The organism is Pelagimonas phthalicica (genome assembly GCF_004364805.1).
Lineage (GTDB): Bacteria > Pseudomonadota > Alphaproteobacteria > Rhodobacterales > Rhodobacteraceae > Pelagimonas > Pelagimonas phthalicica.
The window spans coordinates 1,957,098-1,970,795 of sequence record NZ_SOAP01000001.1 but is presented as its reverse complement, the minus strand read 5'-3'; the positions used below and the strand labels follow the sequence as shown (position 1 = coordinate 1,970,795).

The 13,698-nt window shown below is 54.4% G+C and carries 6 protein-coding genes and 1 tRNA gene; 1 reads left to right on the top strand and 6 read right to left on the bottom strand.

Annotated features, from left to right (window positions below; translation table 11 throughout):
- Window positions 1–56: 56 nt before the first annotated feature.
- The 3 genes from CLV87_RS09540 to CLV87_RS09530 all read right to left on the bottom strand — a co-directional run bounded on the left by CLV87_RS09540 (window position 57) and on the right by CLV87_RS09530 (window position 10,248).
- Window positions 57–557, bottom strand: coding sequence for a hypothetical protein (locus tag CLV87_RS09540; RefSeq protein WP_133840736.1), 501 nt, complete (start codon window positions 555–557; stop codon window positions 57–59).
- Window positions 530–9,316: a PKD domain-containing protein gene (locus CLV87_RS09535; protein ID WP_166652706.1), complete on the bottom strand. Its 8,787-nt coding sequence runs from the start codon at window positions 9,314–9,316 to the stop codon at window positions 530–532. Before CLV87_RS09535 ends, CLV87_RS09540 begins: the two co-directional genes overlap by 28 nt.
- Window positions 9,317–9,711: 395 nt before the next feature.
- Complete coding sequence (locus tag CLV87_RS09530) at window positions 9,712–10,248, bottom strand: hypothetical protein (RefSeq protein WP_133840735.1); 537 nt, start codon at window positions 10,246–10,248, stop codon at window positions 9,712–9,714.
- A gap of 247 nt (window positions 10,249–10,495) precedes the next feature.
- Here CLV87_RS09530 and CLV87_RS09525 point away from each other — a divergent pair, with 247 nt between their 5' ends.
- A complete protein-coding gene (locus CLV87_RS09525) occupies window positions 10,496–10,972 on the top strand; it encodes a prepilin peptidase (protein ID WP_208293330.1) in 477 nt (158 codons plus the stop codon).
- Between the two features lie 172 nt (window positions 10,973–11,144).
- On the opposite strand, the gene CLV87_RS09520 is transcribed toward CLV87_RS09525, so the two are convergent.
- The 3 genes from CLV87_RS09520 to CLV87_RS09510 all read right to left on the bottom strand — a co-directional run bounded on the left by CLV87_RS09520 (window position 11,145) and on the right by CLV87_RS09510 (window position 13,624).
- Window positions 11,145–11,234: transfer RNA gene (locus CLV87_RS09520), tRNA-Ser, on the bottom strand.
- Between the two features lie 85 nt (window positions 11,235–11,319).
- Window positions 11,320–12,987, bottom strand: coding sequence for a capsule biosynthesis protein (locus tag CLV87_RS09515; protein WP_099241631.1), 1,668 nt, complete (start codon window positions 12,985–12,987; stop codon window positions 11,320–11,322).
- Entirely contained in the window at window positions 12,965–13,624 is a 660-nt protein-coding gene (locus tag CLV87_RS09510) for an ABC transporter ATP-binding protein (RefSeq protein ID WP_099241633.1), read from the bottom strand. The genes CLV87_RS09515 and CLV87_RS09510 overlap by 23 nt, the downstream gene beginning before the upstream one ends.
- Between the last annotated feature and the right edge of the window lie 74 nt (window positions 13,625–13,698).

Below are 13,698 nucleotides of genomic sequence, written 5' to 3'. Positions count from 1 at the left end.
TGCGATGTGGTGCGGTTGCCCTCTTCGTCATAGGCATAATCCTCAACCGGGATCGACTACCCTCTTTTTAGTATCTCAAGAGTTCTCAGAGCAATATTTGCATCACTTTGAAATTTTGGAGGCATTCCACCTTCAATCGCCATGTGAATAATGCAATCTGACATCCATTGAATTTGTTTTGGTGAGAATGCTTTCCATCGTTCAGTAAAGCTCTCCTCCCAAAATTCGACCTCTGAACTCCTCGAAAGCTCCGCAATGATACTCTCAAAGGCATCTGATTCATAGTCCCCACTGTTCAGCGTATAGATGAATATACCAGGGAGAAAGTATCGAAACGCGCTGAAACTTAAGTACAGCACGGACTCAATGTCGAAATTACACTCCTTACATCCGATTTCCATCCAATCAACGTTGGCAAAAACAGAGGTTGAGTGCCGAGCTAACTCTTCGTCTGCATCCACTCTATAGATACGGCTTGGCCTTTCTGCCGAACCAAACAAAAGTTGGGCTGCTTCAACAAGGTTTTCTTTCATTGCATCGATATATATATCATGCATTTGCCAACACCCTGCCACGCGTTTGAATGCGCTTCCATTTCACCTCCGTAAGTTGCCGTTCCTGTCGGCCCGTTTGTGCAAACGCTATCCCTTTGCGCCCGCGCTGCACCCAATTCTATCATTGTGTATAAATTGATGATATTTTGTGGTTTCGTAAGTGTAAGTTTACACTTACGGGCTCGGGTTTTCGCTGCTTTCACTCGGGCAATGGCTGCTGCGCACTTTGACCCGTCTGGATCCCTGTAACCATTGTCTCCATACCCTGGGTAATCATCAGGACTTCCATTAGCACCTGATTTCTGCATCTCCAGAATGAGAGCCTTGCTAGCATCGTTTATCAATTCCCATGCGGGCTGCAAAATAGCCAAAGCGCTCAAAACCATGCCCACACCGGCAACTGTCCTAACCGCATTGTCTGCTGAAATGACTAAGCCACTTGGGTCGGTATAATTGAATGGATCTCCGTTGACATAAGAATATGTATTCAATGTACCAGAAGCAAACCCAATGGGATCTCTTTGTAAAAAAATACCTTGACCTGGATCAAATGCCCTCGCTCGATAGTGGTACAAACCGCTTTCGGAATCGTATTCTCGACCGGTGAACCTATAGGGCTGCTGTAAAACGCCTAGCGTCTGTCTTGTTGCGCCATAACCACTATACTCATATCCGGCCAAAATCGAACTGCTGCTTGGTTCAGATACCAAAATCACTGATCCTTGATGATTCGCATATAACACCCGTTCTGATCCTGTTCCGGCGGCGCTGTAGGACTCAAAGGCAACGGGTTCATCGATTTCGATCGAATGCAACCAACGGCGGGTTAGCGTTGCTTCGCCAGTGAAATTGTACTCCAGAATTATATCATCATGCGCCAATTTATCATTTGTAGTCCTATCATACACAAAACTTTTCATATCCCCATCCACATCCTTGGCAATCCGGCGATCCAGTGCATCGTAAGCGTAGCTCGCCGTGGTTGTGGGCGACGCATAGCCAACCAACCGGTTCTGGCTGTCATAGCTGTAGCTCTCAACCGATCCATCCGCCTTGGAGGTCTTTGATACCCGATTGCCGCGATCATCATAGGCATAGGTGAACCCGTCATCCTCGAGCAACTGATTGTGATCGTTGGAAGAATAAAGCGTCGAGAGATGCGATGTGGTGCGATTGCCCTCTTCGTCATAGGCATAATCCTCAACCGGGATCGGGACACCGCCGTCAATGACAGGCACGCCCTCGGCCACCTGAACAAGGCGGTTGAGGTGGTCATATGAGATGGTCTTGGACTTGCTGGGGTCAAGCTGATCGCGGATCTCGGTCAGCTGGCCATCGGGGCCATAGTCATAGGCCAAGTCCGTCAAGGCCACACCGGACTGCATGTGGCTGAGGGATGAGAGCAATCCGTTGGTATAGCCATACCGCGTGTCCCGACCAGAGGTCGACGTCAGCGAGGTGCGACGCCCTTCGCCATCATAGCCAAAGCTGTATACCGTGCCCCAGGGTGCCGTCAGGTCGGTCAGGCGATCCTCAGCGTCATAGGCGTAGCTGGTCACACCACCCAGCGAATCCGTCATGGAGGTACGACGGTCCAACAGATCGTAGGTGTAGTCGATGCGCACGCCAGGTTGAGGCCCAACTGTGCCATCTGTGATCGAGGCAGAGAGGCGATTGCGCAGATCATATTCAAAGGTCACACGGCTGTCGTCATCCGCCGCTTCGGTTAAGTTGCCATAGGCGTCAAAGGCGTATGTCAGTGTGTTGTCAGGGGTGACCACCTGAGTGCGACGCCCCAACCCGTCATAGATCGCGGTTTCGATGATGCCATCTTCGCGGGTCAGAGTGATTAGATTGTCGCGGGCATCGTAGGCACGTGACATAGACAATCCAAGCGGGTTGGTCCGCACGGTCATACGGTCCCGTTCGTCATAAGCGAAAATGGTTTCGCCGCCTCGGCCATCTGTCACCGAGGTGATGTTATCCCGCGTGTCATAGGCAAACGATTTCACGAAACCTTCGGCATCCGTGACCTGCGTCAGGCGGCTGACATCGTCATATGCATATGCCGTTTCCTCGCCATCGCCGTTGACATGGCGAATGACTTCGCCCGCATCATTGTATTCACGAGTGATCAGGCCTTCGGCAGGATCGTCAATTTGGACCAGTCGTTCGAGGGCGTCGTAGCCCATAGAAGTGACCAGCCCGGTTTCATCAGTCACAGTCGCCAGATTGCCTGCGGGCAAGTAGCTGTATTGCGTGATCCCGTCGATCTGAGCGCCATCAGCGCCTGTAACCTCGACCGTGAGAACTCTGTTCAGTGCGTCATAGGTCCGATGAACTTGGCGTTCCAGCGCTGTGCCCGATGCCTCAACAATCTGTGTTGTATTGCCTGACGCATCGTAGACCATCTCTGAAACCGAACCATCCGCATAGGTTACGGTTTCCAGGTTCAGATCAGGCCCATAGGTGAAGGCTGTAATATTGCCGTTTTCATCGGTTCGAGTGTTGAGCTTGCCTTCTGCTGTGTAGCTCATCAGGCGCTCGCCGCCTTCAGGATCAGTGATTTTGGTCACTTCGCCAAAGGCATCATATTCATACGACGTCGTGAACCCGTCTCCATCTGTCATGGAAACAACATTGTTGAACTCCAACTCGTAGACATAAGTTTTTGTTCGTTCTGCAGGTGTTCCCGCAGCCTCGGTCACTGCCTCTACGTTTCCGAACGCATCATAGGACAGCAGATCAATTCGGCGACCGCTCGCTGCGGCCTCGCTCGGTCGATCTATTCGGATGGCCAAGTTGTTTTCATCACGCTCAATGAAGGTCGTGCGGCCCAAGGGATCTGTGATCCGGACTGTAGAACCGAACTTGTTCACTTCGATCTCGGTCACTTGCCCTTTGCGATCAGTTACAGTCGTGACCCGATCTTCGGGGGCAACATATAGCAAAGGTTCACTGTTGAGACCGCCCAACCCATCAACCAGACCAAGCGACGCTGCAACTTGATTTGCGATGCTGGACCCATCGGGCAATGTCGCACCGCTCATGTTTCCATAGGCATCGTAGCTGTAGCTTGATTGATGTCCGTTTTGATTGGTCGTGGAAATCAGGCGACCATTTTCGTCATATGCGAAACTGACCGTGGCACTCGTGGGGTCCGTGATATTTGCCAAGTTTCCAAGATCGTCATAGGCGAACGTTGTCAATCTGCCGTCTGGATAAGTCACTGTGGCGAGACGCCCAGACGACGCGTCGTAAGTGAACAGAGTAACACCACCAACTTGATCGGTGATAGAAGTCACGCGGTTGTCGCTGTCGTAGCTATAGACAAGAGCATTGCCTTGCGTATCGCGTGTCTCAGTCTGGCGGCCAGCAGCATCAAAGATGACCGTGCTGCCATCTTTGTAGCGTCGCTCCCATCCACCGTCATCCAAGCGCGCTAGGGACGAAAACTCGCCTGCGCCAGCTATGAATCGTTGACTACCCGTCACGTCGGAGAAGCGAACCGTTACACTAAACCGCTGCGCCGAGACCAAATCAGGGCTACCATCACCGTTCAGATCGGCAATATCGGCATCGACAAATGTCTCCGGCACTGTCCCTTCTTCAAATGGTAGGAAAGTCCCATCGCCATTGCCGTAATAGACGGCGACTGATCCAGTTGTTGACAGGATAATGTCGTCGTTTTCGTCCCCATCAACGTCGAACACAGTAACGTAACCTGCTGCGCTTGCACTTGCAGGTCTTGCCAGGGAAATCGGAGCACCAAAGTCTCTGCCGCCTTCGTTCAGGAAGACGTCTAATCGGTCGGTCCCACTCCAAACAACATCAAGAAGTCCATCCTTGTTGGCATCCATCAACTCGGCATAGTTGCCCAACAGGTTTGTTCCGCTGTCACCGTAGATAGGGCCTGGGAACCCTTGCCGGAGGGTGCTGTTGGTCGCTGAGACCGAGCTGAACAGGATTCGAAACCCTTGTTCTGACCGATAACCAGCGTCAATCAGTCCGTCATTGTCGACATCGCCTAGAAGAACCTGCAACCCTGTGTTATCGCGGCTATCCCCTGGGCGCGCACTACCCAGCCCATATCTGACACCACGGCGATCCTCACCGTCTGCGGCCCCATAACTCACTGTAAGTGCGGCACTTAAGCTTGTCCTGCTGGAGACAACAATATCTGGATACCCGTCATCGTTCATATCCGCGATGCCCAAATCGCGCATACTCCGAACTTCACTGGAGAGCTCGGAAAACCCGCCGTTACCATCACCACCGAGCACAGCGAGCGTACCAGGGCTTTGGATTCCGTACGCGAAATCAGCGAAACCGTCTTCGCTGATTTGTCCGGCAACGACTTCTAACAGCTTAGGCGTAAAAGTTCCGGTCTGCGGGATTTCAACGGTATCTGCTACCGGAATAGCGACGGGGTCAGAGAATTGCCCCTCGCCTAAGTTCAGCATGAATTTGATCTCGCCGGTGCCCCCCTCGGCGAAAGCAATATCTTGCAACCCATCCAAGTTCAGGTCGTGGATCACCGTATTCATCGTGCCAACCGTCTCGACAACGATTGGATCAGGTTGGAAGGAAGTTACAGTCGGAGCTGGGTCAAACGTTGTAACGGTGTCATCGTCTTGAATAGCAACCTTGCCATCCGGAGTGACTGTCAAGCTTTGTAGTCCATCCACAGCCCAGCCGCGCCCATAGGGGCTTTCGACTGCGTTGCGCTGATAGAACTCACCGTCGATGCGCGTTGAGACGGTCGAGCAGGCATACATTGCCTGACTGACAAAACCATAAGGATAGCGGCCTTGAGCAAGCCCAATCGTGTCGATTGTTGCCGTTTGGCGCAGAGATACTTCTTCGCCAATAACCGCTGCTACCGAGCCATTCGCACTTTCTCGTGGTGTCCACGCGGGCAAATCGTCGTAGGTAAGCCCCTGTAGCTCAATTTTGGTTTGAACCGTTACGGGCAATCCAGCGTCACTGGCTATAGTAACGATGCTACCAACCAAGGCTTTAGGGTTGGCCGCGGAGGAATGATAAGCAAGCCCGACCGATTGATCTCGATTAAAGGCGCGATACCCCGGCAGAGTATAGGTCTCAGCCAAATCACCATTGAAAGGTGTCAAGTGTTGGACACCGGTGGGCATATCTTCCGACGCAATCAGCGTTGGCGCTTTCGGCAACACGCTGATCAAGGCCCCTTGTCCAGGCATCGTCAATTCGGCTTGAACGGCTGCGCCACCGGCCACAACTGAAGCGGACCCGATAACCGACATTTCGCCGCCCAGACCAGTTGCCCAAAGATCGGCCACCGCGCCTTGGGGTAGTTGATCCGAATTGGGGGCAGTGATGGTCACGGGTGCGCCGAACTGGGCACCCGGGGCATCAAGCGCGTAGATGTGGCAGGCCTGCACATCATCTGGCAAAGCATTATGCGCGAAGAGCTGTGGCAGTGATCCCAGGCAAACCTGACCGGTATAGGCCGTGCCATCGGCGGCGTTGGTCATGCTGCCCGCCGGAATGGTGACCGTCACGCCGGAGCTCGTGCCGGTTAGAACCGTTTCGACCCCGGCCACCACCGTGGCGCAACCATCGTTTAGCGGAGTCAGCAACAGATCGGGATCAACATCTCGGATCTGATTTTCGGTGACCCGCACGCTTTGGGACAAGCCAAGATAACCACTTGTCGGCAGCGCCTCGATCACATCGCTCCCGACTTGCAGGCTGCCAAAGCTGAAACTGCCATCCGGGCCAGAGGTTGTGCTAAGCGCAGCGGTTTGTAGATGCAGCGGCACATCCGGCAAAACCGCACCGGTAACCGCGTCACGCACCACACCTGTCAGCGCCGTATCACCGGCCGCAGCGGCAACCACGTTGATCACGATTTGCGCCGTGTCGCTTTGCGCTCCGTCCGAGACGCCCAAAGTCACAGCATAGCTGCCTTCTTGCCCGGCTTCGGGTCGGAAACGCAACGCACCGCTATTGGCCTGCAAAACAGCCCCATCCACCAGAGGCAGTGGATTGGCAAAGAAGCTGAGCGTGTCGCCATCAGCATCTGTCGCCGTCAGATCCAGCGCCAATTCCAGACCAAGTTCGACCGTGTAGACATCCAGAAGATCGCCCAAAACCGGAGCAGAGTTGCGGGCCTGCGCTGAAATCGCCAACTCGGCGGTCGAACTGGCGTCGCCATCAGACACCGTCACGGTCACGACATAAGACCCGGCGGTATTGGTCGTGAACACGGCTTCACCACCGTTGGGCGTGATGTCCACCAGCGCCCCTGCGGGAGCGGTAGTGATCGCAAAGCTGTAAGTGAGCGGATCATTGTCCGGGTCAGCTGAGGCGAGCGCGGATAGGGTGACATTGGTCAATGTGTCGATTGCTGTTGGACCTTCCAAGGCCGCAACCGGGGCGCGGTTTGGCACATCCAGCGTCACCAACGCCAGTTCGGAACCGAGCCCGTAATCCGCGACGCGCAGACCAAAGATGTAGCTACCACGCCGATCCGGAGTAAATTGCGCCAGCGGCCCAAACGGGTCAGCAATCGTGGCGGCGCTTCCTGCAGGTTGGCTTTCAATCGTCCACCCAAAACTGAGCGAGTCGCCATCCGGGTCATAAGAGGCGCTGCCATCAAAAGTGACCGTTTCGCCAACAAAGGCCTGAGCTGGGCCCGATGCCACCGCAACAGGCTGGGTATTGCTTGTGTCGATTGCCAGAACGACGGGTTCCGCCATCAACTCACCGTCATGGGCGGTCAACTGGATCAGATACAAGCCGGTGACATCAGGTGTGAATTCCAGCACATCAGTCACAACCACCTTTTCAGCCAATGCCGCAGAACTGGTGTCGGGGCGACGCAACAAGGACCACGAATAACTTAGCGTGTCACCATCGAGATCATTGGCATAGTCAGCCCCGTTCAGCGACAAAACCCCACCGTTCGCAGCCGGCGTGTTTTCATTGCGAACCAGCGTAGGACGCAAATTTGCGTCCCCGATGAACAGCGTGTCAGGTTTGGACACACCGTTATCAGCCTCGACAATCAACTGCGCCGTGGTTGCGATCAGGTCGGTACAGACATTTTCAGCGCGCAGGAAGTACCCGGTGTTCACCGGGGCCGAAGTGACGCTTGCGCCGCTGACCTCAAGATCGACCAATCCGGCACCTGGGTTATCCGTCATCAAGTAAACGGAGGCCTGCCCCGGCAGCTCTTGTTCAGCAAGGCTGGTGCCAGAAGCAGATCGCAGGGTCACAATATGAGTGGCGACATCCTGGTTTTCGATCCGCCAGACTTGACGGTTTTCGCCGTAGATATCCCAACCCTTACCTTCAAAAACCAAATTGGCTGTGCCCGAATGCGGATCAGACGTCAGGTCATCCGGCTGGATGAAATCAAAGGCACATGCCCCTTGCTGGCCAGCTCTCAGCGGTTCAAATACAGGGGCCAGCATGACCGCGTCGAAGAACTCCATCTGACCACGCGACAGCGAAATCCGAGCGGCTGACGGCAACAGAGTGTCGGTGGTGAGGGTAGCCCCCAAGCCGGTGCCGCCAGACAATCCAGTCAGTGACCAATGATAGGTGGGGTTGATCGCAGCAACTGCAGAACCGTCAACGGTGATCATGCCACTCAACCCAGAGTTCTGATCAACCCCAGCGACTGCCAAGGGCAGATTGTCCGAAACGCGGATCAGCAGCGTTGCGTAAGACCTGTTGGCGCCGTCGCTTACGGCCAGTTGAACGACGTAGTCACCGGACAGGTCAGATTGCAGTTCTACAATCGGGGTATTGTTGCTGTTCAGACTGGTAACGGCGCTCTCGGGTGCCGATAAGATTGACCAGGAATAGGACAACAAATCGCCATCCAAATCGAAACTCTGACTTCCGTCCAAAGAAACAGCCGCACCAGTCGCGGAAATGGAAACCGGGGCAATTCTTGCAACGGGTGCTATGTTCACTGCTCTATCGACAATAATGGCGATATAATCACGGGAATAGATACGCCCGTCATTGACATCAACCGCCGCCAAGTATGTGCCAGGCACATCTGGCACCAAGGTTGCCAGCCGGTTTTGATCGACAGACCAGCTTGGGTTCGCGCCAGCGGGGCTCATCAACAACTTCATGTCAGCAACCAAATAGGTGCCATCACTGTCGGCGCTGCGCCATGGATCTATGGAAACCGGCTGACCAACCGACCCGCTCAGACTATCAAAACGCGCGGACGGTTCTGGAACCAGATTGCGCAGTACCGCGCCTTTGGTCCATTCGTATTCGTAAAAGAATTTGAGTTCGGTGCGGTCAATTTCACCCGATGTATCGGACACTTCGAGGATGAGAACATAAAACCCTTCAGCATCATAGGTTACGCCGGTGAGAGGCGCGGAACTATCTGTAAAGACGACATTTGCTTGATATGGGGCCTCAGCGACGCTCCAGGTGTAGGTCAGGGCATCACCGTTAGGATCAAAGCTTTCACTACCGTCCAGTTCAAAGCTCACCTGATTACCCGGAACACCCCGGGCCAGCGCTTTTGCAATTGGTGGCAGGTTCTCAGTGCCAAAACGTACAATTGCCGTGTCTAATGCGGTGCCATACTGGTCCAAAAGCTGGAGCTTGGCTGCGTAAGTACCGGGCAGATCAGGTGTAACCTTGGGGAACAGGGTGCTAGGGTCCGAAAAATCGGCCACCGAACTTGCCGGCCTCGCCTCCCAGCTCCAACTGGCAGTCACATCCCCATCAAAAGGCGTGCTCATTACCTCAAGCGGGTTCAACACATGTGGCTGACCAATCGTGACCTCGCCCGCACTCAGAGGTTTCGCAATTGAGAATGTAATAAAAGAAAGAGCAAAACAAAAACGAACAAGAAAAGATGAAAACATGTGAGTCCCCACAATAACACACAAAATCTCCTGCAAGTTGTCTGCAAGTCAAAGAATAATCAACAGGAAATTTAACGCCTGGTAAGTAATTAAAACCAGCTTTGCCCCGTTATCAGTTGAAAAGATGAAATTCGCCAAATTACCAAGTCAATTACCAAGTCTAGGATAATTGAGTTCTAGATTAGCGTCGTCGAAAACGGCTCTGTCAGGCTGGTATGGCTCAACGCCTCCCCGCCTTTTCTAACCTAAGTTCACAGGAACGAAACTTGCTACTGGCGAAGCTCCAAAACTCGCTCAGGTTGTTCCTCCGACCGAAGCTTGATTGTCCCAATCGCGCGCGCGGTTTTACCACTTGGCTGAAGGAAGACCTTGAACACTTGTCCAGATGGCTGCGTCGCCCATGGCTCTGGCAGGGGCCATGCCTCTCGGCGAAGGGCGCTTTGCAAAGCGATAGGGGCCTCTTCGATCGCAACGCCAAACCGACCTGAATAAACGGTTGCAAAGGGATCGAGACCTTCGACGATTTCTGGATCAATCTCGGCCACGCGGGCAAAGTCGGTAACGCTTTGCAGTCGGTGCGGGGTTCTTCGCCACTGTCGGAACCGCTCCATGGCGTCTTCTGAGACGCTGAACTCTCTGGCCAGCAGATTCAACAGATCCGGCGCCGCAGAATTGAGATCTATCAACCCACCCACGTCTTGAAGCCACAATGACGCCTGATCTCCCAAAAACGGAAGCTCGATCTTATCACTGGGGTCCACTTGGCCGGAAGCGTCACCAAAGAGCTTTGTTGCCAGCCTTAGCAAGGCGCGTTCTTCTTGGGCCCGTTTGGCCAGTAGTATTTCGGTCGACGTCCAGGATAGCTGCGCCTTTAACCGCGCCGCAGAGGTTGCAAACAAGAAAGCGATTATGCTGAGTGTCCCAAGCACGACCAGCAGCGCATAGCCGCGCCGATCAGACCTTTGTCGGTTTAACACACGATCTTGGATACCCATGCCACGCCTCAAATTCCTGATCTTACTCTTTAGTCACCTATGCCTTTATGGCCTAGTCTTGGCGATTTGGGGAGCAGGAAGCGGTTGGCCTGCATTGATTTTTGCCATGCTGTTGGTTTGGGTCTCAATGGCAGACTGGGACAGCCTGGAGATACCCGATTCAGCTTCAGCACTTCTCGTTTTAAGCGGCGTGTCGTTTGTCCTAACGACTGAAAAGGCCGATCTGGCCGACCATTTGTTTGGCGGGGTGTTTTGGCCTTTGGCGTTTTGGTTGATCAGCAGCGTTTATCTTAGGGCACGCAAAGTGCATGGCCTTGGGTTGGGCGATGTCAAATTGATGGCTGGCATTGGTGTCTGGTGCGGGTTTCTTGGTACTATTTGGGTTGTCTTGGGGGCAGCTCTGTCTGCTCTTTCCGCGCTCACTGCTTTTCGCCTTCTGCGAATTCGCAAAGGATTGCGGCAGCAATTGGTCGCATTCGGTCCATTCCTTTGTTTCTTCGCGTGGTATGTCTGGGTGACGAGGACAGTGGTATGAAATTTGCAGAATGGACGGCGTAGGACGGGGCCATCAATTCCGAAGTTTCTAATAGTTTTGCCCATCATGGCGATGATCGCCCCTGGCGCAGGACCATGTTTTTGCAAGGATCGTTTCGCCATCAACAAAAACAACACCTTAGAGGTGGGGATCTGTCTTGCCAAAAGGGTAATGGCGGAGAGGAAGGGATTCGAACCCTCGAGACGGTTTCCCGCCTACACACTTTCCAGGCGTGCGCCTTCGACCACTCGGCCACCTCTCCGTCGACCCGTTTAATGGAAAGTCGGGGGGGGCTGCAAGTCGAATTCTTACAGCCCCGTGACAGTTTTTAGACCTTTTTGGTCGATTTAGCTGGAAACCTGTTCCCGAAGGATCGAGGCAGTCAGCGAAATCATCAGATAGATGCCACCAAAGATCAAAAATGCCAGAATCGTGTTTTCGAATTTTCGTGGGTAGGCGGGATCTTCGGAGGCGACCGGTTTGACCGATGTGGTCAGATAGCGCGCCTGGCTCGACGCATCACGCCGCGCCTGTTCCAGCGTTTGCAAGGCGGTCTGCAGCATAAGGTCACGCGTTGCCAGATCGGCCTGGGCCAATTGGATTTGCGCCGCTTTTTCAGCCAAGGAGTTTTCACCCGTTGTGGCCGACACCATCCGGGTGTTCAACTCGGCCAAAAGCGCCTCCAGCCGGCGGATATCACCGCGTGCACCATCCACTTTGGCACGGTTCGGGCGAGCATTGTCCAGCAAGGCCTGAAGCTGAAGGTTCTTTTCCTGCAACTGCAATTCATAAGTGTTGATCTGAGACCGCAAGGCGGCGATCTGCGCTTCGGGGTCAACCGCGTTCGTCTCTTGCTGCAAGCGCACCAGTTTTTCCTGGGCCTCACGGCGGGATTGTTCGGCGTCAATCAAACCCTGCTCGGCATCACGCACCGCATTGGATCTTTTGCGCAGCGACAGGTTGTCAACACGCTCTTCCGCATAGCCAATCAGGGCTTCACTGAACTCGGTCGCAACCTGTGGGTCTGCGGCCATGATCTCCATGCGGATCACGCCTTCGGTCGGGTCAAATCCGATTTCAACATGACGCTTGTAAAGCTTATAGGCCTCTTCGTTGGATGGATTTTCCTCCAACCTTTGGATTGGGTCGATGTTTTCATCGGTGAAGTGCGATTTGAAACCAACATCCGCATCCAAACGCAGCATCGCGTCCTTGGATTGCAGATAGCTTTGCACCGCGATGGCATCCTGGGCCGTGGCAAACTGGGTACCGGCCAATAGGCCCGGTACAGCGCCGCCGCCTCCATCGTTCTTGAGGATCAAGAATTCGGACTTGGTGGAATACATCGGGGTTGCAACGCCATAGAAATAATAGCCCGCCAGCAAAGTCGGTAGCAGCACAAAGGCCGCCAAGCGCGACAACAGAAGCAATTGCTTCTTGCGACGGCGCGCTGCCAGCTCGCGCTGGATCTTCGTGATCTCGGCGGCGCGGCGTTCGGCCGGGTTGGCGATTTCTGTCGACGGAAGCTGTTGCTTTTCTACTTGCACGGTCTGCGGGAGCTGCACGCGTGCCTCTGGCTTGGCCGGTGGCTGGTCAGCCTCGTCCGGTTTGACCAGTTCCAACATGTTGGTGCGTTGGAACGGATCAATGCCCTTGGCGCGCAACAGGCGCACCGCATCAAAATCTGAGGTCGGGGCGAGCCCGTGCTTTTGTGCGACGCGGCGGGCCATGCGGAGCTGACGGCCAGTCAGACCTTCGCGGCGAATGGCATCAATATCGGTTTCGCCCGACACCTGATCCGGCGATGCCACATCTCCGGCCATCGGTCCTGGCGTGGGCCGCGGTTGCTGCGCACGAGGAGCGGCCTCGGCCGGGCGTGGCACGGGTTGGGGGCGCGGTTGCGGCGCGGCGGCGGTAGGCTTGGGCGGAGTCTGGGCAACAGGCTGCTCTGCCGGGGCCTCAGCACCCGGGGAACGGCGAATTCGGAACTTCTTAGCCTTGGGTTTCGTAGTCATAGAGCTGTTTCGCTTCTTCCAAGGTGTCAAACATATGCAATTTACCATCCATCAGGACAGCGGCCTTGCGGGCGAATTTTTCGAGGATGTTAGGCTGGTGCGAGACGATGATAATCGTCGTGGTGCGCAGCCGTTCTGCCAGAACATCCCCGGCTTTCTTGTTGAATGCGGCATCCGTTGAATTCGGCATCCCCTCGTCGATGAGGTAAATGTCGAAATCCAAGGCCAGCATCAAAGAAAAGGTAAAGCGTGAGCGCATGCCGGAGGAATAGGTACCGATCGGCTGATCGAAATACTCTTCCAATCCGCAAAGCCACCGGCAGAACGCTTCGACATAGTCGGGATCAAGCCCGTACATGCGCGCAATAAAACGGGCATTTTCGCGGGCGGAAATCTTAGACACAACGCCGCCCATGAACCCAAGCGGAAAGGAAACGCGGCAATTGCGGCGCACTTCGCCCTCGTCAGGTTTTTCCAGGCCCGCCATCATCTTGATCAACGTGGTCTTGCCGGTGCCATTCGGAGCCAGGATGCCAAGGGATTCACCAAGATCGACGCGAAAAGACGCGCGATCAAGGATCACCTTGCGCTGCGTTCCCGTCCAAAAGGACTTGCTGACCATGTCAAACTCTAACATTGGGTTGCCCCGGCTCTGCTCTTCTGCACCCTTTTATATAGGGTTTCCTCACTACTAGATGCAGACTAGGGCCA

Bases quoted from the DNA above. Each gene is read 5' to 3' on its own strand.
- CLV87_RS09540 (WP_133840736.1), bottom strand. From the start codon at position 557: ATGCATGATATATATATCGATGCAATGAAAGAAAACCTTGTTGAAGCA.
- CLV87_RS09535 (WP_166652706.1), bottom strand. From the start codon at position 9,316: ATGAGCACGCCTTTTGATGGGGATGTGACTGCCAGTTGGAGCTGGGAG.
- CLV87_RS09515 (WP_099241631.1), bottom strand. From the start codon at position 12,987: ATGACTACGAAACCCAAGGCTAAGAAGTTCCGAATTCGCCGTTCCCCG.
- CLV87_RS09510 (WP_099241633.1), bottom strand. From the start codon at position 13,624: ATGTTAGAGTTTGACATGGTCAGCAAGTCCTTTTGGACGGGAACGCAG.